Source organism: Aquihabitans sp. McL0605 (genome assembly GCF_049993875.1).
GTDB lineage: Bacteria > Actinomycetota > Acidimicrobiia > Acidimicrobiales > Iamiaceae > Aquihabitans.
Genome location: NZ_CP188252.1, coordinates 2,728,002 through 2,751,985, shown reverse-complemented (window position 1 = coordinate 2,751,985; position 23,984 = coordinate 2,728,002). Strand labels below are relative to the sequence as shown.

The window sequence follows — 23,984 nt, the reverse complement described above, 5'->3', positions numbered from 1 at the left end:
TCAGGTGACGGGCGAGGCCACCGCCGCGATGGCGGCGTCGACCGTGTCGGTGACCGGGACGATGCGGTCGAACCCGGTGGTGTGCAGCAGGCGCGTGAGGGTGGGGCGGCTGCAGGCCACGGCCACCTCGCCGCCCTGCTCGCGCGCCCGGCGGATGCCGCCGATGAGCGCGCCGAGGCCGGCCGAGTCCATGAACGGGACCTCCGAGAGGTCGATCACCACCCGAGGTTGGTGCGCCAGCTCGCCCAGCGCATCTCGGAAGTTGGCCACCGTGTACGCATCGAGCTCGCCCACGGGGCGGCACAGCGTGTGGCTCTCGGTGTGGTCGACTTCGATCTCCAGCACCCGGTGATCGTACCCAAGCCCCCCGATGTCCGGTTCCCGGGATTCGGTTAGGGGACGGTGAGCAGGCCTTTTGCTCGATGGAGCCGAGGGTGGGGCGGGGGCTAGCGTGTCGCCGTGCCACGCGTGCTGCTCGCCACCGATGCTGACTGGATCCACGAAGAGATCGACGCCGCCCTCGCGGGCGACGACATCGAGGTCCTCCGGGTCCGCCAGGGGGTCGACGTGCTCCCGGCCGTGCACCAGCTCGACCCCGACCTGGTGGTCCTCGACCTCCAGATCGGCAACATGGGCGGCATGGCGGCCTGCATGGACATCCGGCTCGACGAGTCGGTCGACCTGCTTCCGCACATCCCGGTGATGATCCTGCTCGACCGCGATGTCGACGCCTTCCTCGCCAACCGGGCCGAGGCCGACGGCTGGATCGTCAAGCCGCTCGACTCGTTCCGCCTCCGCCGGGCCGCCACCGCGCTGCTCGCCGGCGAGACGTACCAGGAGGGCATGGCCACCTCCCCCGAGGTGGGCACGGCCAGCTGATTCCAGATGGAGGGACCGCCAGCCCGCGGGCTACGGTTGCCCTCCGCACAACACCGGGGTGTGGCTCAGCTTGGTAGAGCGCTGCGTTCGGGACGCAGAGGTCGTGGGTTCAAATCCCGCCACCCCGACCAGATCACGATGGAGCCCCATCCCCTCGCAGGGGTGGGGCTCCTTCGATGCTGGCCTGGATGCCGCTGAGCACCCGGTCGAGGCCCAAGCGGAACGTCCGGTCGTCCTGATCGGGGGCGTGGGGGCCTTCGGCCTCGAGCATCACCCGCACCACCAGCGGGTACTCGTTGGCCTCGATGATGGTGCTGCCGTACGGCAGCATCGTCTCCATCCAGGCCTCCTGGTCGAGGCCTGACCGCCGGGTGGCCTCCTGGTCGGCCAGCTCGCTCATGACGAACCCGTGGACGAGGGCCAGGACGGTGGAGAGCACGATCACCATGTCGTCGATGTCGAGGCCGAGGCCATCGACGATCGAGAGCCCGTGCTCGAGGTTCCGCAGGTTCTGGGGCCCGAGGCCGGTGCGCCCCGTCGGGAGCCGGAGGAGCCACGGGTGGCGCTTCAGCTGCTCGCGCTCGCGCTCGGCCAGGGCGCGGAGGTCGGCGACCCAGTCGCCGGTGGTGGTGGCGTGCGGGAGCTCTCCGGCGGCCGCGTCGACCATGAGCTCGAACAGCTCGTCCTTCTTGGCCACGTAGCGGTAGAGCGAGGTGGCGGCCACCTGCAGCTCGCCGGCGACCCGGCGCATGGAGACGGCATCGATGCCTTCGGCGTCGGCGATGGCGATGGCTGCAGCGGTGATCTCGTCGCGGGTGTGCGTGGGCTTGGGGCCGCGCGTCGAGCGCTCGGGGCGGGCCCAGATGGGCGCGGGGACCGGCGGCGGGGCCGAGCGGTCAGGGGGAGGGGCGGCAGCCATGGAGCCTCACGATACGAACTGGCTTATTGCGAACAGTGTTCGCAGTGTGTACATTGACTGCGCACAGTGTACGCAGTCAATGACCGAGAGAGGAAGAGCACATGACCGACGACGTGATCATCGTGGAGGGGTTGGTGAAGCAGTACGAGGAGAAGCGCGCCGTCGACGGCCTCGACCTGCGGGTGCCCCGCGGCACCGTCCAGGGCCTCCTCGGCCCGAACGGCGCGGGGAAGACCACCCTCGTCCGGGTCCTGTCGACGCTCGCTGCGATCGACGGCGGACGAGCCGAGATCGACGGGTTCGACGTGGCCACCGAGGCCGAGGCCGTGCGCTACCGCATCGGGCTCGCGGGCCAGCACGCGTCGGTGGACGAGGTGCTGAGCGGCCGGGCCAACCTCGTCATGTTCGGGCGCCTGTTCCACCTCACGCCGTGCCAGGCCCGGGCCCGCGCCGACGCCCTGCTGGAGCAGTTCCGGCTCACCGACGCGGCCGACCGCCCCGTCCGCACGTACTCGGGGGGCATGCGCCGCCGGCTCGACCTCGCCGCCAGCCTCCTGATCGCCCCGCCGGTCCTGTTCCTCGACGAGCCCACCACCGGGCTCGACCCGCGGGCCCGCGCCGAGATCTGGGAGTCGGTGCGGGCGCTGGTCGACGACGGCACCACCGTGCTGCTGACCACCCAGTACCTCGACGAGGCCGACCAGCTCGCCGACCACATCGCCGTGATCGACGGCGGCCGGATCATCGCCGAGGGCTCGCCCGACGTGCTGAAGCAGACCATCGGCAGCCACGTCGAGGTGGTGCTCAGCGACGCCGCCCTGCTCGGGCAGGGGACCGAGATCGTGGGTCGGGTCACCGGCTCGACGCCCACCATCGAGCGCGACGACCGGCGCATCCTCGCCGCCACCGACGGCGGCTCGCTCGCCCTCATCGACGTGGTGCGCGAGCTGGACCGCTGCGCCATCGGGATCGAGGACGTGGCGATGCGCCGCCCCACGCTCGACGAGGTGTTCCTCCAGCTGACCGACGAAGAGAAGGTGACCGCATGATGACCGACCTGACCCACCTGCCCACCCCACCGGCCACCACGGCCGAGCGGATCCGCTGGACGATCGCCGACGGCTGGACGGTGGTGCGCCGCAACCTCGACCACCTCCGCGCCCAGCCGGGCGAGATCGCCGCCGAGCTCATGTTCCCCGCCCTCATGGTGGTGCTGTTCGGCTACGTCCTGGGCAGCGCGATCCGCGTGCCGGGCGGCGGCAACTACCGCCTGTACCTGATGCCCGGCCTGTTCGCCATGACCGCCATCTCTGGCGGCATCTCCACGATGATGTCGGTCGCCTCCGACCAGGGCCGGGGCGTGATGGACCGGTTCCGCTCCATGCCGATGGCCCGGTCCGCCGTCCTGGTCGGCCAGACCGGCGCCGACATCATCCTCGGCGTCCTGGCCATGCTCGTGATGGTCGGGTTCGGCTACCTGGTCGGCTGGCACCCCACGAACGGGCCCGGCCCCGCCGTGGCCGCCTTCGGGCTGCTGGTCCTGTTCCGCTACGCCGTGAGCTGGGGCGGCACCCTGCTCGGCCTGACGCTCAAGGAGGAGACCGCCGACAAGCTCATCCCGCTGGTGTTCCCGATCACCATGCTCTCGAACGCCTTCGTGCCCACCGAGAACATGCCGACGCTGCTGCGGGTCCTCGCCAACTGGAACCCGGTCAGCGCGCTCGTCACCGCCTGCCGCCAGCTGTTCATGGGGACCGCGTCCGTCCCCACCAGCGGGTCGCTCCCCCTCCCGCTCCAGCACCCCGTGGCCGCCTCGCTGCTGTGGGCCGTCGTGCTGCTCGCCGTGTTCGTCACCCTGTCGGTCCGGAGGTTCAAGGCGGCCGGCCGGTGACGATCGCTCGGTCGCCTACCGTCGAACGCATGCTCGACGCGGTGCTGTTCGACCTCGATGGAACGCTGACCGACCCCGCCGAGGGGATCACCGGGGCGTTCCGCCACGCGGTCGCCTCGGTGGGCCACCCGGCCGACGACGACGCCGACCTCACGTGGATCATCGGGCCGGCGGTGCGCGACAACCTCGACCGCTACGGGCTGCCCACCGAGCACCACGACGTGGTGGTGAAGGCGTTCCGGGCCCACATGACCGAGGTCGGCCTGTTCCAGGCTGCGGTCATCGCCGGGATCGTCTCGGTGCTCACCGACCTCGGCGAGGCCGGGGTGCCGCTGGCGCTCGCCACCGCCAAGCCGGTGTACCAAGCGGAGACCACGCTCGAGCACTTCGACCTGCGCCGCCACTTCCAGGTGGTGGCCGGTGGGGTGGCCGACGGCCATCCCCGCTCCAAGTCCGTCATCGTCGGCGACGCCCTGGCGCAGCTCGGCCAGCCCGATCCGACGCGCGTGGCGATGGTCGGCGACCGCCACCACGACATCGACGGCGCCAAGGCCAACGGCTGCATCGCCGTCGCCGTCACGTGGGGCTACGCCGAGCCCGGCGAGCACGATGCGGCCAAGCCCGACCACATCGTCGCCACCCCTGCCGCCCTCGGCGAGCTGCTCCTGCGCCTGCCCTGACCCGCGGCGCTCAGGCGCCGAGGCGCCGAGGCGCGCCCACGGGTCGTCGTCGAGACGGGATGCCACCTGATGGGGAGACCCGGACCGTCGTGCCGACGCCCCGTCAGGGGAGGGCTACCCCGGCCGAGGCGGCTCGCCGCCGGCCGAGCCACTGGCACGCGCAAAGGTTGCGCAATACAATATTGATGCCGTTGTCACCGGGGAGGAGATCATGGCTCGCAGGTCTCATCGTCGTCGCAAGGTCGCTTCACCGGCTCAGCTGCGGATCCTGCGCGCGGCGGGCTGGCGCTTCTCTCCCACCCGCGATGCCTGGGTGCACCGGGTGCTCGGCGGTCGCATCGGTCCGGTCTTCCGCGACCAGGACGCGATCGAGGGTCCCGCCCGGATCGACGATGATCTCGCCCGCTCGATGCACGCCGCCATCGAGGGCTGGCAGGAGCCTGCACCGTTGCCCACGCGGCCCGACGCGACGGATCCGGCCGACCAGGCCCCGCCGACCACCCCGGCGACCCGCCCGACGTTGACCCGCGTCCTCGCCCAGCTGGCGCCCGACGAGCTGCCCCGCACCGTGCTCGTCGACGGCCGGCCGCCCCGGCCCGGGACGGTGCCGGAGCAACCGGTGCTCACGGTCGCGACCGACACGGAGCGCGCCACCGCCTGAGCGGCCCGGCACGCGACGGCTCGTGGGTCAGCGCCGCCAGTCGTGCAGCTCGGACACCCGGGCCAGGACGCGGGCGAACGCCTCCTCGTCGAGCGCGGCGCCCTCCCGCCGGACCGCAGTGGGCTCCACCCGCAGCAGCCGGCTGGCATCGCAGTAGCTGACGCGGCGCTCGGGGTCCCACGCGCCGCGGCCGACCTCGATCCACTCGTGGGCGTCGCGGCGCGCCGAGTGGTCCTTGCTCGACAGCTGCACGGCGGCCAGCAGCGGGCCGTCCCACCCGAGCACGAGCACCGGGCGGTCCTTGCCCTGGGACGGATCGTCCTCGAACGGGACCCACGTCCAGACCACCTCGCCGGGATCGGCCGCGCCGTTGCGCACCGGCCGGTAGGAGACCTCGATGCCCCCGGTGGCCGACGTGTCGGTGGCCGGAGCGCCGCTGCCGCCCCGCCGGATCGAGCCCGCCACCTTGTCCTTGAAGCGCTTGAGCGCACCCGTTCCCGGCATCGCCGGAGACTAGGACGGCCCTACGCTCCGGTCGTGCACCTCGACGAGTTCCAAGCCACCATCGCCCAGACCTACGGCGAGCGCGACCGGGAGCGCGGCACGGCCGCCACCGTGGCCTGGCTGTGCGAGGAGCTGGGCGAGCTGGCCCAGGCGGTGCGCAAGGGCACGGTGGACCAGCAGCGCCACGAGCTCTCGGATGTCTTGGCCTGGCTGGCGTCGCTGGCCCACCAGCTCGACCTGTCGCTCGAGGATGCCGCGGCCCGCTACGCCGACGGCTGCCCTCGCTGCGGCACCATCCCCTGCTCCTGCCCCTAGGCGGATCGCTGTTCGGCGGCCTCGCCCAGGCGGTCGGGGCGGCCCAGCCCGACCTGCTCGACGCCGCTACGAGTTGAGCTCGGCCGAGACCAGCTCCGCCACCTGCACGGCGTTGAGGGCCGCGCCCTTGCGCAGGTTGTCGTTGGAGAGGAACAGCGCCAGGCCGTTGGGCACCGTGGCGTCGACGCGGATGCGCCCCACGTAGGTGGGGTCCTGGCCCGCGGCCATCAGCGGCGTGGGCACGTCGGCCAGCTCGACGCTGGGGGCGTAGTCGAGGATCTGGCGGGCGAGATCGGGCGAGATCGGCCGCTCGAACGACGCGTTGATCGACAGGGAGTGCCCGGTGAAGACCGGCACCCGCACGCACGTGCCCGAGACCGCCAGCTCCGGGATGTCGAGGATCTTGCGGGTCTCGTTGCGGAGCTTCTGCTCCTCGTCGGTCTCATCGAGGCCGTCGTCGACGATGGAGCCGGCCTTCGGGATGACGTTGAACGCGATGGGAGCGGGGAACTTCTGCGGCTCGGGGAACTCGACCGCAGCGCCGTCGAACGTGAGGCCGGCGGCCTGATCGACCACCTTCTTGACCTGCTCGTCGAGCTCGGCGACGCCGGCGAGGCCGCCGCCCGAGACCGCCTGGTACGTGGACACCACGAGGCTCTTGAGACCGGCCTCCCGGTGGAGCGGGCCGAGCACCGGCATGGCCGCCATGGTGGTGCAGTTGGGGTTGGCGATGATGCCCTTGGGGCGCACGGAGGCAGCGTGGCCGTTGACCTCGGCCACCACCAGCGGCACGTCGGGGTCCATGCGCCACGCCGATGAGTTGTCGATGACGACGGCCCCGGCGGCCGCCACGCGCGGGGCGAGCTCCTTGGAGGTGGCGCCACCGGCGCTGAACAGCACGATGTCGAGGCCCTCGAAGCTGGCCGTGGCGGCGTCTTCGATGACCACCTCGCCACCGGCCCACGGCAGCGCCCGGCCGGCCGAGCGCGCCGAAGCGAACAGGCGGAGCTCGGTCACGGGGAAGGCGCGCTCCTCGAGGATCCTCAGCATGACGCCGCCGACCTGACCAGTTGCTCCAACGATCCCTACGCGCATCGTCCCAGGCTACCGGCGACCCCAGGGCCGCCCCCAAGGCGATTCAGGCGGGGCTCAGGGGGTGGTGAGGTCGAGGCCGAAGGCGGTGTGGAGCGCGGCCACGGCGGCGTCGCACTCCTCCCCCGCCACCACGCACGAGATGCGGATGGCCGAGGTGGAGATCATCTCGATGTTGATGTGGTTGGCGGCCAGCGTCTCGAAGACGGTGGCGGCCACGCCGGGGTTGGTCTTCATGCCCGCGCCGACCAGCGAGACCTTGGCGATGGACGGGTCGTAGGTGACCCCGTCGGCGCCGATGGCGGGAGCCACGCGCTCGGCGATGGCGACGCTGGCCTCGAGCCCTTCGGCGGGGACGGTGAAGGAGATGTCGGTGATCCCGGCCTCGGACACGTTCTGCACGATCATGTCGACGTTCACGTCGGCGTCGGCCAGGGCCCGGAACAGCACGGCCGACACGCCCGGACGGTCGGGCACGCCGGTGATGGTGACCTTGGCCTCGGAGTCGTCGCCGACGATCCCGGAGACGATGGCATCTTCCATGTTGGGTTCCTCCTCGGTGATCCACGTCCCTGGCTCCCAGGTGAACGCGGACCGGACGTGCAGCTTGACCTTGTGGGTGCGGGCGAACTCGACGGCGCGCATGGCGGGCTTGGGGCAGCCGGCCGCGCACATCTCGAGCATCTCGTCGAACGAGATGTGGTTCATGCGGCGGGCGACGGGCACTACCCGCGGATCGGTGGTGAACACGCCCGACACGTCGGTGTAGAGCTCGCACACCCCGCCCAGCGCCTCGGCCAGGGCGACCGCCGTGGTGTCGGAGCCGCCGCGGCCCAGGAAGGTCACGTCGTTGTCGGTGGACACGCCCTGGGCCCCGCCCACCACCGGGACGTGCCCGGCCTCGACGGCGGCGCGCACGCGGTCGGCGCGCACCTCGAGGATCTTGGCGTTCATGTGGTTGGTGTCGGTGATGAACCCCGCCTGGCTGCCGGTGAAGGAGTCGGCGTGGATGTCCATGTCGTGCAGGGCCATGCACAGCAGGGCCGTGGCCTTGCGCTCGCCGGCGGTGATGAGCATGTCCATCTCGCGGCCGGGCCGGGTCTTGGAGACCTGCGAGGCCAGGTGCAGCAGCTCGTCGGTCTCCTTGCCCATGGCGGACACGACGACGACCACCTGGTCGCCGCGGCGGAGGGTGCGCGCCACGTGGTTGGCCACCTCACGGATGCGCTCGGGGTCGGCAACGGACGTGCCACCGAACTTCTGGACGACGAGACCCACGGCCGGGGACGGTACCTGACCGAGGTCAGAGACGGCCAAGGGGATCGTTGGGGATCTCCGGCCCGTCGATCATGACGCCCCAGGACCGGAGCTGGGCGACGCCGGTGGGGATGTCGCCGCCCACCAGGGTGCAGAGCGCCTTCAGGTCGTCGTGGCGCAGCGAGAGGACCCGCCCGTTGAAGTCGCCACGAGCCTCGATGATCGACTGCACGAACCGCCGTATCGGCGCCGCCGGATCGATCTTGGCCAGGGCGACCAGGTCGAGGACGATCTTGCGGCGCTCGACCGCCGACTCGACGGGGAGCGGCTCGCCCAGCAGGACGGCCACCGGCACCTTGTAGAAGTCGGCCAGGCTCTTGAGCCGGGGCAGCGACAGGGTGCGGAAGCCGCGCTCGTAGGCCCCCACGGCCGACGCGCTCCACCGGCCCTCTGAGCGGGCCTCCACCTCGGCGAGCGACAGGCCCTGGGCCTGCCGGATGGCTCGCAGGCGCTGGCCGACCGACGCGCTGAAGGCCTTGTCGTCGGGATCGGCGAGCACATCGTCGTCGGGGTCGATGGGGTCATCGGCGTGGTCCTCGGCGCGCATCGGTCCATTCTGGCCGTTCTCCGAGCGCCTGAACAGCCGAACTGCTACGAGCAGCGTTCGCGCCGCTACGAGGCGGAGCGGATCGGGGCCGTCGGCGCGCCCTCCGCACCGGGTGCCGACGGATAGGGTCTCGGCCTCATGGGAACCGACAAGCGGGATCGTCAGAAGGCCAACAAGGCCGCCAAGCTCGAGGCCGAGCGCCTCGCCGAGGCCAAGGCCCGGCGCAACCAGACCATCCGCACCGTGGTCATCGCCGGCGTCCTCATCGTCGCGGTGTTCCTCCTCGTCAACGTGCTGACGGGCTGCTCGTCGTCGGCCAGCGACGGTGCGGCCGAGACCACCAGCACCACGGCCGCCGCCTCCTCCGGCGCCAAGGCGTGCACGACCTCCGACACCGGCAAGGCGGTGATCGACTACGACAAGGCACCCACCTTCGAGATCGATCCGGCGAAGACCTACACCGCCACGGTGAAGACCACGGAGGGCACGGTGGTGCTCGAGCTCGACACCAAGCGCACCCCCGACACCACGGCGAACTTCATCGCCCTCAGCCGCAACTGCTACTTCGACGGCACCGACCTGTTCCGCACCGAGGCCAACACCGGGATCATCCAGGGCGGCTCGCCCCACACCCAGGACAACAGCGACCAGGGCCCCGGCTACACGATCGCCGACGAGGGCGGTCCCTTCAGCTCCGCCGACTACGCCCCCGGCACCATCGCCATGGCCAACACGGGCCAGCCCAACAGCGGCAGCGCCCAGTTCTTCTTCCTGGCCAACGAAGGCGGGGCCTACCTGGGCGACACCGCTCAGCTCGGCTCCTCGGCCGGCACCTACACGGTGTTCGGCAAGACCACCGAGGGCCTCGACGTCCTCCAGAAGATCGCGGCCCTCGACAGCGGCGACGGGCAGGGCACGCCGTCGAAGCAGGTCACCATCGAGTCGGTGACCGTCAAGGAGAGCTGAGGGCCTTCGGCCTCAGCTCTCCTTCGGTGCGAGGGCGGACCAAGACCACGCCCGGCCTCGCCGGGGTCTCCTCTCCCCGACTTCGTCGTTGAGCTACCCATGCCGTACTGATCCGCTCTGGGTGCTTCCGGCCCTGGCGGGCCTCCAGCACCGGGCCGCTCGGGCCCATCGCCTTCGGCGAAAGCCGGCGCTGGGTTCAGCTGGGCAGGGCGGTCAGATCGGCGGGCTCGCCGCCCACGAACACCACGACGTCGCCGGCGCCCTCGGCGCTCCACGTGCCCTCGGGATCGCGGATCAGGGCCGTGCGCTCGTCGATGCCGGCGAGCACGAGCGCGGCCGGGCTCATCTGCCGGGTGCGGTGGGCCGCATCCTCGGACCAGTGGTCGTGGGCCGGGATGACCGCCACGCCGGGCAGCAGCCCGAGGCCCAGGGTGAAGGCGCCGCCGCGCGGATCGACCATCGGATCGCACAGGACCATGGCCCCGGCCGCCGAGCCGGCGAGCACACCGCCCCCGGCCCAGGCCGACGAGATGGCGTCCCACGCCGGCGAGTCCTTGATGACCGAGCGCAGGTGCAGCGGCGAGCCGCCCACGAGGTAGGTGAACCTCGACGCGGCGAGCGCGTCGACCACGGCCGGGTCGGAGGCATCGGGGCGCGCCAGGAGGTCGAGGCCGGTCGCCTTGACCCCGAGCTGGTCGAACCAGCTGACCGCCCGCTCGACGAGCCGCTGGGGGTGCTCGTAGGCCGCCGCCGTGGGCACCACGAGGACCTCGGCGCCCCCGCTGGCCTGCACCAACCCCGCGTCGAAGGTGCACCCCTCGGTGAACTCGCCACCACCGACCAACGCCAGATGTCCAGACATGGCCCGACCCTAGTGAGGCATGGGTTGGGCGCTGGACCTGACCGCTCGGTAACTTGACCGCCCATGACGATCAAGCGCGTTGGCATTCTGGGTTCGGGGATCATGGGGTCGGGCATCGCCGAGGTGGCGGCCAAGACCGGCCACGAGGTGGTCCTGCGGTCCCGCAAGCAGGCGACGGCCGAGGCCATGGTGGCCTCGCTCACCAAGTCGCTGGCCAAGCAGGTCGAGCGGGGCAAGCTCTCCGAGGAGGACCGCGACGCCACCCTGGCCCGGGTCACCGCCACCGACCACATCGGTGCCGTCGCCGACTGCGACCTCGTGATCGAGTCGGTCGTCGAGGACATGGACGTCAAGAAGGCGCTGTTCGCCGAGCTCGACGGCATCGTCAAGGACGGGGCCATCTTGGCCACCAACACCTCCACCCTCTCGGTGATCGACATGGCCGTCGCCACCGCCCGCCCCGACAAGGTCGTCGGCGTCCACTTCTTCAACCCGGCCCCGATGATGTCGCTCGTCGAGATCGTCCGGCCGCTCACCGCCTCCGACGAGACGGTGGCCGAGGTCACCGAGTTCGCCCGCACCTGCGGCAAGGACCCGGTCGAGGTCAAGGACCGCGCCGGCTTCATCGTGAACGCGCTGCTGTTCCCCTACCTGAACAACGCCGTGCGCATGCTCGAGAACGGCACGGCCAGCCGCGACGACATCGACACCGCCATGAAGGGCGGCTGCAACTTCCCGATGGGCCCGCTCGCCCTGCTCGACCTCGTCGGCCTCGACACCTCGCTGAGCATCCTCGACGCCCTCTACAACGAGTTCCGCGACCCGAACTACGCCGCCGTGCCCGCCCTGCGCCGCATGGTCACCGCCGGCCAGCTCGGCCGGAAGTCCGGCCTCGGCTTCTACGACTACTCGCGCTGAGGTAGCTCCTGCCGCCGGGGGTCGCCTTCGGACGGTACGGCCCCGTCGTCGGCCGGCTCAGGATCCGTGATCGAGGCCCCGGCCCTGCGCCGGGGCCTCGGCGCGTCAGGCGTCGGGGTTGGGGCCCCAGAACATGCGCTCGGAGCCCGTGCCCTGGCGGAGCCAGTAGATGTCGTTGTGGCCGTCGCCGTCGAAGTCGCCGGTCTGGGGCTGGTAGCCCGGCCCCATGTCGGTGTTGTTGGCCAGGGTGCTGTAGTCCCACGTGCCGGGCGCGCCCTGCGGGAGCCAGAAGTCGTCGGGGCCCGTCGGCGAGTACCAGTAGATCGGCTCGTCGGGGATCAAGAAGCTGCCCACCACGGGGGTGTAGCCCGAGCCGATCGAGGCGCCGAACGCGTCCTGCGCGCCGGTGTCGGGATCGCCGAGCCACACCGAGTCGGCGCCCGACGACGAGTACCAGAAGATGTCGTCGACGCCGTAGCCGTCGAACAGGCCGACGAACGGCTTGTAGGTGCCGTTGACGGTCTTGGGGATCTTGGTCCAGGTGCCGTCGTTGTGGCCGTTCCACAGCGAGTCGGCCGCCTTGCCGGGGGCGTACCAGAAGATGTCGACGCTGAGGTCGACGCTGCCCCCGTAGGCCGAGCCGGTCTTGGGCGTGAAGCCGCCGACCAGCGGGGTGAAGCTGCCGTTGACGGTCTGGGGGATGGCGTGGAAGTGGCTGCCGCCGGTGGCCTCCCACAGCGAGTCGGCGGCGGTGCCGGGGGCGTACCAGAAGATGTCGAGGGCGCCGTCGGGGTCGCCCGCCTCCCGGACGAAGTCGCCCACGATCGGCTTGAACGTGCCGTTGACGGTCTTGGGCACCACGGTCTTGGAGCCGCCCGGGTGGAACGCCCACAGCGTGTCGGCCGCGGGCCCCGGGGCGTACCAGAAGATGTCGGTCACGCCGTTGCCGTCGAAGTCGCCGACCAACGGCTGGTACGTGCCCTTCACCTGGTAGGTGGCGGCGGTGGAGGTGCTGAACGTGCGCGAGTTCTGGCCCCACTTCACGGTCTCGGTGGCGGCGCCGGGCCGGTACAGGAACAGGTCGTCGTTGCCGTCGCCGTTGAAGTCGCCCACCAGCGGGGTGGCCCCGGTGCCGTCGTAGCTGGCCGAGGTGGGGGCCGACTCGGCGAAGAACTGCAGCGGCGCGCCGTGCGCGACCGACGGCAGCAGCAGGCCGGCGCAGATCGTGGCGGCAGCGGCGAAAGAGCGAGCGGCGCGCATGCTGGGTGTCCTCCTGGTCAGACGGGCCCCGCGACCCGCTCGGACCACTGTGACCGCCGAGGCGGTCCGAGGCAAGGATGCGCAGGCCATACTCACCTTCGACCATGACCCTGCCGCTCGAGCCCCCACCGTCATCCTGGGAGATGCCCGACCCGGACCGCGCCGACGAATCGGGCCTGGTGGCCATCGGTGCCGACCTCGCGCCCGGCACGATCCTGGCGGCGTACCGGTCCGGGCTGTTCCCCATGCCGGTGCGCTGGAGCCGGGCCCCGGGCTGGTGGTCGCCCGACCCCCGGGGGATCATCCCGCTCGAGGGGCTGCGGGTGAGCCGGTCGCTCCGCAAGGCCACCGAGCGGTTCGAGGTCCGCATCGACACCGAGTTCGATCAGGTCATCGATGCGTGCGGCGATCCCCGGCGCCCGCACGGCTGGATCAACCGGGCCATCAAGGACGCCTACCGCGACCTGCACCGGCGGGGCTGGGCCCACAGCGTCGAGACGTGGTCGGCCGACGGCGAGCTGGTCGGCGGCCTGTACGGGATCGCCATCGGAGGCCTGTTCGCCGGCGAGTCGATGTTCCACCGGGCCACCGATGCGTCGAAGGTGGCGCTCGTGGGCCTGGTCGAGGCCCTGCTCGCCGGGGGCGCCGAGCTCCTCGACGTGCAGTGGAAGACCGACCACCTCGCCACCCTCGGGGCGGTCGAGATCCCTCGCTCGCAGTACCTCGAGCTCCTCCCACACGCCGTGCGCGGACCGCTGCCGACGGCGTTCCAGTCGTGAGCCGGCCCGACCGGCGGTAGACAGGGAACCTCGACGACCCAGGGAGATCCCGTGACCGAACGACTCGATGGCACCGTCGCGCTGGTGACCGGTGCGAGCAGCGGCATCGGCGAGGCCACGGCCCGCCAGCTCGCCGAGGCCGGCGCTTCGGTGGCCGTGCTCGCCCGCCGGGTCGACCGGCTCGATGCGCTCGTGGCCGAGATCGGTGCCGCCGGGGGCACCGCGCTCGCCATCGAGAGCGATGTGACGGCCGACGGCGAGGCCGCCGCGGCGGTGGCCCAGACGGTGGAGCACTTCGGCCGCCTCGACACGCTGGTCAACAACGCCGGGGTGATGCTGCTGGGCCCGATCGTCGACGCGCCGGTCAGCGACTGGGACCGCATGGTGGCGCTCAACGTCCAGGCCCTGCTCGCGTGCACCCACGCCGCCCTGCCCCACCTGCTGCGCGCCGCGGAGGACTCGCCGCGCCGGGTGGCCGACCTCGTCAACATCAGCTCCGTGGCCGGCCGCGTCCCCCGCCTCGGCAGCGGCGTCTACAACCTGACCAAGCACGGCATCGGCGCCTTCAGCGAGTCGCTGCGCCAGGAGGTCACCGGCCGCTCCGTGCGGGTGTCGCTCGTGGAGCCGGGAGCGGTGGCCACCGAGCTGGCCACGCACCTGAGCGAAGGCGCTCGAGCGGTCCTCGAGCAGCGCATGGCCACGGTCGAGCGGCTGCAGGCCACCGACATCGCCGACGCCATCTCCTTCATCGTCACCCGGCCCCGCCACATGGCCGTCAACGAGATCCTCATCCGCCCCACCGACCAGGAAGGCTGATCCCGATGTGCCGCAACATCACCACCCTGCGAGGCCTCGAGCCCCACGCCACCCACGAGGAGATCGAGGCGGCCGCCCGCCAGTACGTCCGCAAGATCAGCGGCGTGCAGAAGACCTCCGAGGCCACCGAGGAGGCGTTCGAGCGGGCCGTGGCGATCATCACCGAGGCCTCGCACGACCTCCTGCACGCGCTGCCGCCGCGCAAGGTCCCGCCCAAGTACGACCCGCCGATCCGCCGCATCAAGGCGAAGAAGGAAGCCGAGGCCGAGGCCACGGCCGCCGCCTCCTGACCGTCAGGCGATGAGCCCCGCCACCAGGGCGGGGAGCGCCTCGCCGATCGGCTCGCGGATGACGCGCGTGGCCAGCTGGTCGTAGGGCGTGGGGTCGCGGTTGACCACGATCAGCTGGGCGCCGCGGTCCACCGCCACCTCGCACAGGGTGGCGGCCGGGGTGACCTGCAGGGTGGAGCCCACCGCCACGAACACGTCGCAGCGCTGCGCAGCGATCGCGGCCGCCTCCAGCACCTTGGGGTCGAGCGCCTGCCCGAACATGATCGTGGCCGTCTTCAGGATCCCGCCGCAGACGAGGCACGCCGGATCGGGGTCGCCGGCGTCGAGGCGGGCGAGCGCCTCCTGCGTGAGGCTGCGCGCACCGCAGTCCCAGCAGACCGCGTCGACCATGTTCCCGTGCACCTCGATGACCAGCTCGGGCGACGAGCCCGCCTTCAGGTGGAGCCGGTCGGTGTTCTGGGTGATGAGGCCGCGCAGCGCGCCGGCGTGCTCGAGGTCGACGAGCGCGCGGTGGCCGGCGTTCGGTTCCGCGCCCCACGCCGGGTTCTCCCGCCGGGCCAGCCACGAACGGCGGCGGATGTCGGGATCGGCCAGGTAGTTCTGGATCGTGAACAGCTTCTCGGCGGCCGGGTCGAGGGTCCACACCCCGTTGGGACCGCGGAAGTCGCGGATGCCGGAGTCGGTGGAGATGCCCGCGCCGGTCAGCACGGTCACCATCGGCGGGGCCATCAGCCGGCTCCGACCAGGCCGCGCGTGGTGCGGTCGAGCTGGTGCTCGAAGAAGGCGTCGTAGTCGGTGATCCCGTTGTGGAGGTGGCCGAACAGCTCGTAGCTGATGTGGCCGAGCAGGCCGGTCCAGGCGGCGATGGCCCGGGCCATGACCTCGTCGGGGATGGCGATGTCCATGCCGGCGCGGATCAGGGTGAAGTCGGCGTGGACCGGGCGGGCGACGGGCGAGGTGGGCGTCACGTCGATCTCACCGGCCTCCACGCCTTCCGCCACGACGGTCATGGCGGCGACGGTGACCCGCAGCGCCGGGCTCACCGTGTCGGCCGGGGCCTGGTAGCCGGGGACCGGGCTGCCGTAGACGAGTGCGTAGTCGTGGGGGTGGGCCAGCGACCAGGCCCGGACCGAGCGGGCGACGAGCGCCCACCGCTCGCCGACCGGGCGGCCGACGGAGGCGGCCGCGGCGTGCTCCGCCACGGCGCCCACCGCGTCGTACCCGTCGATGATGAGCGCGGTGAGGAGCTCGTCGCGGCTGGCGAAGTAGCGGTAGACCGCCGACGACACCACCCCCAGCTCCCGGGCCACGGCGCGCAGCGACACGCCGTCGGGGCCCACCTCGACGAGCTGGCGGTGGGCGGCGACCTTGATGTCGTTGGTCATCTCCACCCGGGCGCGGGCTCGGGCGGTGGTCGGCTGGATGGGCACGGCACCACCCTAGCCAAAGTTGCGAGAGCACTGCTCTTGACAATTCGGCGGATCGGGTGAACACTGCTCGACAACGAGAGCACCGCTCTCCCAACCGAGAGAAGGATCCCATGATCGCCACCGACGCCCCCTCGCCCGCCGATGCCCGCTACCTCGCCCCCTCGAAGGGCGACCTGATCTTCAACCGCATCGCCCGCCGCCTCACCGCCATGGGCCTCAGCCTCAAGGGGTCACGGGAGCTGCGGATCGTCGGCCGGAAGTCGGGCGAGGTCCGCACCAACGTGGTGAACCTGCTGACCCTCGACGGCGAGCGCTACCTCGTCGCCCCCCGGGGCACCACCGAGTGGGTGCGCAACCTCCGGGCCGCCGGCGGCGGCGAGCTCAAGGTGGGCCGCAAGGTCGAGGCGTTCCGCGCCGAAGAGGTGGCCGACGCCGACAAGCCCGCCATCCTCCACGAGTACCTCGTGCGCTGGGCCTTCGAGGTCGGACGCTTCTTCGAGGGCATCGACGCCGACTCCACCGACGAGGAGCTGGCGGCCGCCGCCTCCGGGTTCCCGGCGTTCCGGCTGGTGCCCGCAGCCTGACCCGGTGGCAGTACGGTCACGCCGTGCACCGAGGGCCCTATGCAGATGGACCACCGCCCGAGGCGCTCGAGGTGCACGCTCCGCCGCTCGACAAGTTCGGGTTCGCCGAGCTGCGGCGGATGCTGCTGATCGGGTTCGTCCTCACCGCCGCGGTCCTCCGGGCCTCGGCCTCGTGGGTCTTCCGCCGGCGGGGCCGCTCCTTCGCCACCGCCGCGTCGGAAGGGGTGGTGGAGGGCTTCGACCAGCTCGGGCCCACGTTCGTGAAGCTCGGCCAGCTGATCGCCTCGTCGCCGAGCCTGTTCCCGACGCCGCTCGCCGACGCCTGCCTCAAGATGCTCGACGAGGTCCGGCCGTTCGACCAGGCCACGGTGCGCCGGCTGGTCACGGAGCAGCTGGGCCGGCCGCCCGAGGAGGTCTTCGCGTCGTTCGACGACACGCCCCTGTCGGCCGCGTCGATCGCCCAGGTCCACGCCTGCGTGCTCCCCGACGGCCGCGATGCGGTCATCAAGCTGCAGCGCCCCGACATCGCCCACCGGATGAACACCGACCTGCGCATCCAGTACTTCTTCGCCACCAAGCTGCTGCGCCGGTTCACGTTCGCCCAGCGCGCCAACGTGGTCGGCATGGTGCAGGACCTCCACGAGGTCACCAACCAGGAGCTCAACGCCGCGCTGGAAGCGCACCGGCAGACGTACTTCCGCGACCACATCGGCGCGTTCGGCGACAACGAGGGCATCACCGCCCCCGAGGTCTACTGGGACTTCTGCGCCCCCCACCTGATCTGCATGGAGCGCATGGTCGGCGTGCCCATGGACGACTTCGAGCGCATCGCCGAGCTGGGGGTCGACGGCGAGCTGGTGCTGCGCCGGGGCATCAAGGTCTGGGTGGAGGCGGCCCTGGTCCACGGCACGTTCCACGGCGACCTGCACGCCGGCAACCTGTGGGTCCTCGAGGACGGGCGGGCCAGCTACCTCGACTTCGGGATCATGGGCGAGCTCCCCGAGCTCTGGCGCGAGACGATGCGCGACATCCTGTTCACGTCGACGATCGACCAGGACTACCGGCGCGTCGTGCGGGCCTACCAGCGCGTCGGCGTGATCCCCGCCGACGTCGACCCCGAGGTGGCCGGACCCGCCATCGCCATGGTCATGGAGCCGATGCTCAACCAGGGCATGAGCACGATGAGCCTGGGCGACCAGCTCAAGGCCAACCTCGACCTGGCCAACCAGTTCGGGGCGACGGCCCCCAAGGAGCTGCTGCTCGTGTCGAAGCAGCTCATGTACTTCGAGCGCTACGCCCGCATCCTGGCGCCCGACTACGTGCTGGCGCGCGACCTGTTCCTGCTCAAGAACGTCTTCCCCGAAGCGGTGGCCGCGGCAGCAGCCGAGCGAGGCGTCAGCCTGCCGGAGTGATCAGTTGGCGGGGGCCACGACCGGCGGGGCCGGCCACTCGGTGCCCGACGCCTCGCCCGGGGCCGGCAGGGTGCCCGTCGCCTCGTCGAGGCTCGTGGCGAAGTCCCGGCGGATGGTCGCCAGCGCGGCGTCCTCGGCTGCGGTGGGCTGCGCATCGGGGAGGTCGGCGGGGAACTCGTCGATCTCGCCCTCTTCGAACCAGATGACCTCGTCGACCACGCACGCGTCGACGGTCTCGAGCCCCGTGTCGGCCCCATCGCCCGGCTGGCCCTCGTCGACCTCGTCGACGTCGGTCGGGACCGTGATGGTCACCATGAGGCGGTCGCACATCGGGCAGGCCCGGCCGGTGACCGGCTCGGACGCCACCCAGGACGCCTTGGCCAGCGACCAGAGCCGGTGGATCTCGTCTTCCTGCATCCGCTCGTAGAGCTCCGACAAGGTGGCGGCGCGGCCGTGGCCCGCCGGGCAGACCCACGAGTTGAACTCGCCGTCGGGGGTCAGTTGCAGGGACGCCTTGCAGATGGGGCACGGCACGGTGGAAGACACCCTGTCCCATCGGCACGAACCCCCGCGACGTTGAGCATCAGCTGTTCGGCGGGGCCGCGACGATCGCCACGGCCAAGACGACGACACCGGCCGTGAACAGGCCGAGCATCGTCCCCACCACCTTCGTGGCCCGCCCGCGACCGAAGCCGGCACCGATCAAGGTGATCGCCGTGGCGATCGGGACGAGGAACAGCCCGACGTACGCACCCGCGAACAGCACGCCGTCGCGCGGCGACAGCGTGCACCCCCAGCCGATCCCCTCGCACCGGTCGCCCACCACGTCCGGCGAGATCGCCATGGCGGTGAGCCAGACGGCGGACGCCCAGATCGCCACCGGCCCGAACAGGGCCAGGAGCCAGGCGGCTGCGCTGGCCTGGTCGGCGGGACGGACGGGGCGGACGGGTGCGTGCTGCGGTGATGCCATCGTCCCAGCCCACCCGAATCGGACATGGCCGACCCTGGGGGTCGGCCCCTACCCTCGCCTGGGCGTGACACAGACGGGCGCGACAGCGGAGAATGGGCGGATGACCGAGCAGCGCAAGCCGGACCGCCCCTGGATGATGCGGACGTACTCCGGCCACTCGACGGCCAAGGCGTCCAACGAGCTGTACCGGACCAACCTGGCCAAGGGCCAGACCGGCCTGTCCATCGCCTTCGACCTGCCCACCCAGACCGGGTACGACAGCGACGACGTCATGGCGCGCGGCGAGGTCGGCAAGGTCGGCGTGCCCGTCAGCCACATCGGCCACATGGAGACGCTGCTCGACCAGATCCCCGTCGGCGAGATGAACACGTCGATGACCATCAACGCCGTCGCCGCGTGGATGCTCGGCCTCTACACCGCCAACGCCGAGCGCCAGGGCGTGAAGTCCCAGCTGCTCCGGGGCACCACCCAGAACGACATCGTCAAGGAGTACCTCTCCCGCGGCACGTACATCTACCCGCCGCTGCCCTCGCGCCGCCTGATCGTCGACATGTTCGCGTTCTGCCAGGAGTGGATCCCGTTCTGGAACCCCATGAACGTCTGCAGCTACCACCTGCAGGAAGCGGGAGCCACGCCCGTCCAGGAGATCGCCTACTCCCTCGCCACCGCCATCGACGTGCTCGACGCCGTCCGAGACTCCGGCCAGGTGCCGCCCGACCGCATGGTCAACGTGGTCGCCTCGATCTCCTTCTTCGTCAACGCCGGCATCCGGTTCGTCGAGGAGACCTGCAAGATGCGGGCCTTCACCCAGATGTGGGATCGGATCTGCGAGGAGCGCTACGGCATCACCGACCCCAAGGCGCGCCGGTTCCGCTACGGCGTGCAGGTCAACAGCCTCGGGCTCACCGAAGCCCAGCCCGAGAACAACGTGCAGCGCATCGTGCTCGAGGCGCTCGGCGTGACCCTCTCCAGGGATGCCCGGGCCCGCTCGCTGCAGCTCCCCGCCTGGAACGAGGCGCTGGGCCTGCCCCGGCCCTGGGACCAGCAGTGGGCGCTGCGCATCCAGCAGGTCCTGGCGTTCGAGACCGACCTGCTCGAGTACGACGACATCTTCGCCGGCTCGCACGTGATCGAGGCCAAGACCGCCTCGCTCATCGAGGAGTCGCAGGCCGAGCTCGACGAGGTCCTGGCCCTGGGCGGCGCGTTCGAGGCCATCGAGGAGCTCAAGGGCCGCCTGGTCCGCAGCCACGCCGAGCGCATGCGCAAGATCGAGTCGGGCGAGCTCACGGTCGTCGGCGTCAACAAGTTCACCGAGACGGCCCCGTCGCCCCTCGACGGCGACGACAACATCCTCAAGGTCGACCCGGGCGTGCAGGAAGCCGCCATCATCGAGCTCGACGAGTGGCGCGCCAACCGCGACAACGACGCCGTGAAGCGCAGCCTCGACGAGCTGCGCCGGGTGGCCCGCTCGGGCGAGAACGTGATGCCCGCATCGATCGACCTGGCCCACGCCGGCGGCACCACCGGCGAGTGGGCGGCCGTGCTGCGCGAGGAGTTCGGCGAGTACCGCGCCCCCACCGGCGTGTCGGCCGCGGCCGGGGCCGGCGGCGGGTCCGACGGCCTGCGCGCCGTCGCCGAGCGGGTCAAGGGCCTGGCCGGGGGCCCGCCACGGTTCCTGGTGGCCAAGCCCGGCCTCGACGGCCACTCCAACGGGGCCGAGCAGATCGCCGTCGCCGCCCGCGACGCCGGGTTCGAGGTCATCTACCAGGGCATCCGCCTCACCCCCGAGCAGATCGCGGCCGTGGGCCGGGACGAGGACGTCGGGCTGGTGGGCCTGTCGATCCTGTCGGGCAGCCACCTCGAGCTGGTCCCCGAGGTGGTCCGCCTCCTGCGCGCCGAGGGCGTGACCGCCCCCGTCATCGCCGGCGGGATCATCCCCGAAGACGACCGCCCCCGGCTCCTCGACGCCGGCGTGGCCGCGGTCTACACCCCCAAGGACTTCGAGATCGTCAAGATCATGGGTGAGCTGGTCGACCTCGTGGAGGCCGACCGCGCTCGCTGAGTTCTCCACAGAAGTGAGCTGACCCTGTGCAAATCTCACGCTTGGTGGCGAAGTTCCCACGGAACGCGCAAGGAATCCTGTGAACGGCGGCGAATCTGCCGATGGTTCGCCCATGTTCGATCGACGGGCGCTGCCCGGCACCATCGCGGGGTTCCTCGGCCTGCTGCTCGCGATGGCCGCGATCATCACGAAGGAGCCGGTCCTGGTGGTCATCGCCGGCGTGCTCACCGCCATCTGCGTGGTGCTCGTGCTCACGCTCCCCAACCGCGCCCCGGTGCGGTACAAGGAGCGCATGGACCTCCAGGAGGAGGCCGACAAGCTCGCCCGCGAGAACGACCAGATGGCTGCCCGGGCCGCCAAGTTCGAGGCCGAGGCCATCGCGGCGCGCGAGAAGCTGGCGACGGCGATGCTGGCCGAGCGGTCGCAGCCCGTCGGCGCCGACCCGTCGCCCGCCGTCCCCACGCCGCCCCGTGACCCCAGCGACGACATCACCGATCCCGCCACCGGCGTGTTCACCCAGGTGTTCTTCGACGCCTCGCTCGGCAAGCGCATCTCCGCCGCCCGGCGGGGCCTGCGCCCGCTGACCGTCGCCATGATGGAGGTGGTCGAGAAGGTCGGCGAGCCCGGCATGGTCCAGACCACCCCCAAGCCCGTCGCCGAGATCCTGACCGAGACCCTCCGAGAGGCCGACACCGTGGCCCGGATGGACTCGGGCGTGTTCGCCGTGCTGCTCGAGGACACCCCCGAGAACGGGGCCATCTGGACGCTCGAGCGGATCCGCCGCCGCATCAGCGAAGACCTCCAGGGCTGCACCGTGCGCGCCGGCATGTCGTGCTACCCGGCCTACGCCTTCGACGCCCAGCAGCTCGTCGACCAGGCGCTCGGCGCCCTCGACGCCGCCCGCGAGTGGCGTCAGGACCGCATCGAGGTCACCACCGCCAACCCCGACGACTGACCGCTCCCCACCCCGCCGCTCCCTGCCCCGTGCAGCTCGGTGCCGCCCGGACACGGACCTGCCCAGCGCAGCCGGGTCTGGGAGCTTCGTGGCTCAGGGTTCGTCGAGCTCGGGCCAGACGGTCTGCGCATCGGCGTCGAGGGGGCGGCCGGCCCAGCGGAGGCGGCCTGGGGTCTCGCTGAGCCGGGCGACCAGGCCCTGCATCGGGGTGCCGTCGAGGTCGGCCACCGAGCCGCGGGCCACCACGTGGGGGTCGACGGCCAGCTGGGCCATGTCGTACACGGGGGCGGCGGCGGCGTGGGCGGCCTCGAACGTGGCGAGGACGTCGTCGAGGGTCCGCTCGGCGCACCAGGCGCCGAGGCACTCGTCGATCTCCTCGCGGTGGGCGATGCGGCCGGCGAACCCGGCGAAGCGCGGATCGCCACCCAGGCCGATCAGGTCCATGACGCGCACCGCCACCGACTCGGCCGACGTGGAGATCGCCACCCACTGGCCGTCGCGGCACCGGTAGGTGCCCCGGGGCACGGAGTAGGCGATGCCGGAACCGAGGCGCGGCACCAGCTCGCCGCGCAGCTCCCAGAGGCTCATCAGCGGGCCCATCAGCTGGAACAGCGACTCGAGCAGGTTGACGTCGACCACCTGACCGACCCCGGAGTGCAGGGCGACCATGGTGGCGAACGCCGCGGTCAGCGCGGTGACCTCGTCGGTGAGCGCGATGGGCGGCAGCAGCGGCGCGCCCTCGGGCTCGCCGTTGCTGGCGGCGAAGCCCGACATGGCCTCGGCCAGGGTGGCGAAGCCGGGCCGCTGCGCATAGGGCCCGTCCTGACCGAAGCCGGTGACCCGGGTGATCACGAGCTCGGGGTTCGAGGCGATCAGGTCGTCGGGCCGGAGGCCGAGGCGCTCCAGCGTGCCGGGCCGGAAGTTCTCGACCAGCACGTCGGCGGTGTCGATGAGCCGGCGCACCCGAGCGAGATCGTCGGGGTCCTTGAGGTCGGCGACCACCGACCGCTTGTTGCGGCCGGCGAGCTTCCACCAGAGGGTCACGTCGTCGTCGGGGTGGGTCCAGCCCATGGCGCGGGTGGTGTCGCCCGATCCCGGTCGCTCGACCTTGATCACGTCGGCACCGAAGTCGGCGAGGTAGCGGGCGCAGCCGGGCCCCGCCACCACCGTGGCGAGGTCGACGACGCGGAGGTCGTGCAGGGGGCCGTCGGCGGGGACCGGTCGACCGACCGGAGCGGTCATGCCAGCACGTCGTGGAGCGGGAGGGCGCCCGACCGGCCGGTGAGCAGCCGCAAGATGGTGGCCACGTCGGTGCCGCTGGCCAGGTCGATCAGCACGTCGAGCGAGATGCGCGCCGCCGACAGCGGAGGCGCGGACGGGATCCCGATGGCCTCGGCCAGGTCGCCACCGTGCACCACCAGCTCCACGATCCGCGTGGCGAGGTACTGGCCGATCTCCATCTCGCCGACGAACAGGTGGACGTCGGTGTCGCCGGGCACGTTCGACACCACCAGCTCGGCGCTGGCCCACAGCTTGTCGGTGGCCGCCACCCAGTCGGCCTCCTCGCGTGCCTCCTTGCGGGCCCGGTTGGCGATGTGCACGTGCGGGGTCTGCTCGGCCAGCACGATGCCGAAGTACTGGGCCGCCGTGTCGATGCGCGTCGGGTCCTTGGTGTCGCCCTCGATGTACTCGGACACGGTCCGGAACGCCCGCGCCCCGTGGGCCACGAGCTCGCGGACCGTCCACTCGCCGAGCGCCATGAGGTCCCACTGGTGGTCGTCGACCCCGCCCACGAGCGAGCGCCACCAGTGCCCGGCCTCCCGGTAGGCGGTCAGCGTGTCGACCGGGTCGAAGGTGCGATCGGACATGTGCGGT

Annotated in this window: 29 protein-coding genes and 1 tRNA gene; 16 read left to right on the top strand and 14 right to left on the bottom strand. The window is 71.6% G+C overall.

What is annotated here, in order from left to right; all coding sequences use genetic code 11:
- Positions 1 to 345: an STAS domain-containing protein gene (locus ACPPVX_RS12810; RefSeq protein ID WP_426570946.1), complete on the bottom strand. Its 345-nt coding sequence runs from the start codon at positions 343 to 345 to the stop codon at positions 1 to 3.
- Positions 346 to 459: 114 nt separating this feature from the next.
- On the opposite strand from ACPPVX_RS12810, the gene ACPPVX_RS12805 reads away from it, so the two are divergent.
- Entirely contained in the window at positions 460 to 879 is a 420-nt protein-coding gene (locus ACPPVX_RS12805; RefSeq protein WP_426570945.1) for a response regulator, read from the top strand.
- A 54-nt stretch (positions 880 to 933) separates the two neighbouring features.
- Positions 934 to 1,010: transfer RNA gene (locus tag ACPPVX_RS12800), tRNA-Pro, on the top strand.
- A 2-nt stretch (positions 1,011 to 1,012) separates the two neighbouring features.
- Here ACPPVX_RS12800 and ACPPVX_RS12795 read toward each other — a convergent pair.
- Positions 1,013 to 1,798 carry a TetR/AcrR family transcriptional regulator gene (locus ACPPVX_RS12795; RefSeq protein WP_426570944.1) on the bottom strand — a complete coding sequence of 262 codons (786 nt, stop codon included), beginning with the start codon at positions 1,796 to 1,798 and terminating at the stop codon, positions 1,013 to 1,015.
- 101 nt (positions 1,799 to 1,899) lie between these two features.
- Here ACPPVX_RS12795 and ACPPVX_RS12790 point away from each other — a divergent pair, with 101 nt between their 5' ends.
- From ACPPVX_RS12790 to ACPPVX_RS12775, 4 genes are all read left to right on the top strand, one after another.
- Positions 1,900 to 2,847, top strand: coding sequence for an ATP-binding cassette domain-containing protein (locus ACPPVX_RS12790; protein ID WP_426570943.1), 948 nt, complete (start codon positions 1,900 to 1,902; stop codon positions 2,845 to 2,847).
- Complete coding sequence (locus tag ACPPVX_RS12785; RefSeq protein WP_426570942.1) at positions 2,844 to 3,689, top strand: ABC transporter permease; 846 nt, start codon at positions 2,844 to 2,846, stop codon at positions 3,687 to 3,689. Before ACPPVX_RS12790 ends, ACPPVX_RS12785 begins: the two co-directional genes overlap by 4 nt.
- A 29-nt stretch (positions 3,690 to 3,718) precedes the next feature.
- Positions 3,719 to 4,369 (top strand): HAD hydrolase-like protein, encoded by a 651-nt coding sequence (locus tag ACPPVX_RS12780; RefSeq protein WP_426570941.1) that lies wholly within the window; start codon positions 3,719 to 3,721, stop codon positions 4,367 to 4,369.
- Positions 4,370 to 4,580: 211 nt separating this feature from the next.
- On the top strand, positions 4,581 to 5,030 hold the full coding sequence (locus ACPPVX_RS12775) for a hypothetical protein (protein ID WP_426570940.1): 450 nt from the start codon (positions 4,581 to 4,583) through the stop codon (positions 5,028 to 5,030).
- Between the two features lie 27 nt (positions 5,031 to 5,057).
- Here ACPPVX_RS12775 and ACPPVX_RS12770 read toward each other — a convergent pair whose 3' ends face one another.
- Positions 5,058 to 5,534: a type II toxin-antitoxin system PemK/MazF family toxin gene (locus tag ACPPVX_RS12770; protein WP_426570939.1), complete on the bottom strand. Its 477-nt coding sequence runs from the start codon at positions 5,532 to 5,534 to the stop codon at positions 5,058 to 5,060.
- A gap of 33 nt (positions 5,535 to 5,567) precedes the next feature.
- Here ACPPVX_RS12770 and ACPPVX_RS12765 point away from each other — a divergent pair, with 33 nt between their 5' ends.
- Complete coding sequence (locus ACPPVX_RS12765) at positions 5,568 to 5,849, top strand: MazG nucleotide pyrophosphohydrolase domain-containing protein (protein ID WP_426570938.1); 282 nt, start codon at positions 5,568 to 5,570, stop codon at positions 5,847 to 5,849.
- Between the two features lie 66 nt (positions 5,850 to 5,915).
- Here the strand turns inward: ACPPVX_RS12765 and ACPPVX_RS12760 are convergent, their stop codons facing one another.
- Genes ACPPVX_RS12760 through ACPPVX_RS12750 form a run of 3 tightly spaced genes read right to left on the bottom strand, consistent with a single transcriptional unit; the run spans position 5,916 to position 8,805 of the window.
- Positions 5,916 to 6,944, bottom strand: a complete 1,029-nt coding sequence (locus ACPPVX_RS12760) for an aspartate-semialdehyde dehydrogenase (protein ID WP_426570937.1) — start codon at positions 6,942 to 6,944, stop codon at positions 5,916 to 5,918.
- A 54-nt stretch (positions 6,945 to 6,998) separates the two neighbouring features.
- Positions 6,999 to 8,219 (bottom strand): aspartate kinase, encoded by a 1,221-nt coding sequence (locus ACPPVX_RS12755; RefSeq protein WP_426570936.1) that lies wholly within the window; start codon positions 8,217 to 8,219, stop codon positions 6,999 to 7,001.
- Positions 8,220 to 8,244: 25 nt separating this feature from the next.
- Positions 8,245 to 8,805, bottom strand: a complete 561-nt coding sequence (locus ACPPVX_RS12750; protein ID WP_426570935.1) for a transcriptional regulator — start codon at positions 8,803 to 8,805, stop codon at positions 8,245 to 8,247.
- A gap of 138 nt (positions 8,806 to 8,943) precedes the next feature.
- On the opposite strand from ACPPVX_RS12750, the gene ACPPVX_RS12745 reads away from it, so the two are divergent.
- Positions 8,944 to 9,771: a peptidylprolyl isomerase gene (locus ACPPVX_RS12745; protein ID WP_426570934.1), complete on the top strand. Its 828-nt coding sequence runs from the start codon at positions 8,944 to 8,946 to the stop codon at positions 9,769 to 9,771.
- A gap of 196 nt (positions 9,772 to 9,967) precedes the next feature.
- Here the strand turns inward: ACPPVX_RS12745 and ACPPVX_RS12740 are convergent, their stop codons facing one another.
- Positions 9,968 to 10,633: a Type 1 glutamine amidotransferase-like domain-containing protein gene (locus ACPPVX_RS12740; protein WP_426570933.1), complete on the bottom strand. Its 666-nt coding sequence runs from the start codon at positions 10,631 to 10,633 to the stop codon at positions 9,968 to 9,970.
- 63 nt (positions 10,634 to 10,696) lie between these two features.
- Here ACPPVX_RS12740 and ACPPVX_RS12735 point away from each other — a divergent pair, with 63 nt between their 5' ends.
- A complete protein-coding gene (locus ACPPVX_RS12735; RefSeq protein ID WP_426570932.1) occupies positions 10,697 to 11,551 on the top strand; it encodes a 3-hydroxyacyl-CoA dehydrogenase family protein in 855 nt (284 codons plus the stop codon).
- Positions 11,552 to 11,656: 105 nt separating this feature from the next.
- On the opposite strand, the gene ACPPVX_RS12730 is transcribed toward ACPPVX_RS12735, so the two are convergent.
- Positions 11,657 to 12,811 carry an FG-GAP repeat domain-containing protein gene (locus ACPPVX_RS12730; protein WP_426570931.1) on the bottom strand — a complete coding sequence of 385 codons (1,155 nt, stop codon included), beginning with the start codon at positions 12,809 to 12,811 and terminating at the stop codon, positions 11,657 to 11,659.
- Between the two features lie 104 nt (positions 12,812 to 12,915).
- On the opposite strand from ACPPVX_RS12730, the gene aat reads away from it, so the two are divergent.
- Genes aat through ACPPVX_RS12715 form a run of 3 tightly spaced genes read left to right on the top strand, consistent with a single transcriptional unit; the run spans position 12,916 to position 14,696 of the window.
- Positions 12,916 to 13,590, top strand: coding sequence for a leucyl/phenylalanyl-tRNA--protein transferase (gene aat / locus ACPPVX_RS12725; RefSeq protein ID WP_426570930.1), 675 nt, complete (start codon positions 12,916 to 12,918; stop codon positions 13,588 to 13,590).
- A 51-nt stretch (positions 13,591 to 13,641) separates the two neighbouring features.
- Positions 13,642 to 14,406, top strand: coding sequence for an SDR family NAD(P)-dependent oxidoreductase (locus tag ACPPVX_RS12720; protein ID WP_426570929.1), 765 nt, complete (start codon positions 13,642 to 13,644; stop codon positions 14,404 to 14,406).
- Positions 14,407 to 14,411: 5 nt separating this feature from the next.
- Positions 14,412 to 14,696, top strand: a complete 285-nt coding sequence (locus tag ACPPVX_RS12715; protein ID WP_426570928.1) for a DUF2277 domain-containing protein — start codon at positions 14,412 to 14,414, stop codon at positions 14,694 to 14,696.
- Between the two features lie 3 nt (positions 14,697 to 14,699).
- Here the strand turns inward: ACPPVX_RS12715 and ACPPVX_RS12710 are convergent, their stop codons facing one another.
- The gene (locus tag ACPPVX_RS12710) at positions 14,700 to 15,425 is read right to left on the bottom strand and encodes an SIR2 family NAD-dependent protein deacylase (RefSeq protein WP_426570927.1); all 726 of its coding nucleotides are present in this window, start codon (positions 15,423 to 15,425) and stop codon (positions 14,700 to 14,702) included.
- Entirely contained in the window at positions 15,425 to 16,126 is a 702-nt protein-coding gene (locus ACPPVX_RS12705) for a TetR/AcrR family transcriptional regulator (RefSeq protein ID WP_426570926.1), read from the bottom strand. Before ACPPVX_RS12705 ends, ACPPVX_RS12710 begins: the two co-directional genes overlap by 1 nt.
- 110 nt (positions 16,127 to 16,236) lie before the next feature.
- Here ACPPVX_RS12705 and ACPPVX_RS12700 point away from each other — a divergent pair, with 110 nt between their 5' ends.
- A complete protein-coding gene (locus ACPPVX_RS12700; RefSeq protein WP_426570925.1) occupies positions 16,237 to 16,710 on the top strand; it encodes a nitroreductase family deazaflavin-dependent oxidoreductase in 474 nt (157 codons plus the stop codon).
- Positions 16,711 to 16,733: 23 nt separating this feature from the next.
- Entirely contained in the window at positions 16,734 to 18,122 is a 1,389-nt protein-coding gene (locus ACPPVX_RS12695) for an ABC1 kinase family protein (RefSeq protein ID WP_426570924.1), read from the top strand.
- Here ACPPVX_RS12695 and ACPPVX_RS12690 read toward each other — a convergent pair whose 3' ends face one another.
- On the bottom strand, positions 18,123 to 18,668 hold the full coding sequence (locus tag ACPPVX_RS12690) for a hypothetical protein (protein ID WP_426570923.1): 546 nt from the start codon (positions 18,666 to 18,668) through the stop codon (positions 18,123 to 18,125).
- 37 nt (positions 18,669 to 18,705) lie between these two features.
- Entirely contained in the window at positions 18,706 to 19,092 is a 387-nt protein-coding gene (locus ACPPVX_RS12685) for a hypothetical protein (protein WP_426570922.1), read from the bottom strand.
- Positions 19,093 to 19,192: 100 nt separating this feature from the next.
- Between ACPPVX_RS12685 and ACPPVX_RS12680 the strand changes: the two genes are divergently transcribed.
- Both ACPPVX_RS12680 and ACPPVX_RS12675 read left to right on the top strand, forming a co-directional pair.
- Positions 19,193 to 21,154, top strand: a complete 1,962-nt coding sequence (locus ACPPVX_RS12680; protein WP_426570921.1) for a protein meaA — start codon at positions 19,193 to 19,195, stop codon at positions 21,152 to 21,154.
- A 112-nt stretch (positions 21,155 to 21,266) separates the two neighbouring features.
- On the top strand, positions 21,267 to 22,109 hold the full coding sequence (locus ACPPVX_RS12675) for a GGDEF domain-containing protein (protein WP_426570920.1): 843 nt from the start codon (positions 21,267 to 21,269) through the stop codon (positions 22,107 to 22,109).
- Between the two features lie 93 nt (positions 22,110 to 22,202).
- Here ACPPVX_RS12675 and ACPPVX_RS12670 read toward each other — a convergent pair whose 3' ends face one another.
- Together ACPPVX_RS12670 and ACPPVX_RS12665 are read right to left on the bottom strand one after the other, a co-directional pair.
- Positions 22,203 to 23,351: a CaiB/BaiF CoA transferase family protein gene (locus ACPPVX_RS12670; RefSeq protein WP_426570919.1), complete on the bottom strand. Its 1,149-nt coding sequence runs from the start codon at positions 23,349 to 23,351 to the stop codon at positions 22,203 to 22,205.
- On the bottom strand, positions 23,348 to 23,977 hold the full coding sequence (locus ACPPVX_RS12665) for a maleylpyruvate isomerase N-terminal domain-containing protein (RefSeq protein ID WP_426570918.1): 630 nt from the start codon (positions 23,975 to 23,977) through the stop codon (positions 23,348 to 23,350). Before ACPPVX_RS12665 ends, ACPPVX_RS12670 begins: the two co-directional genes overlap by 4 nt.
- Between the last annotated feature and the right edge of the window lie 7 nt (positions 23,978 to 23,984).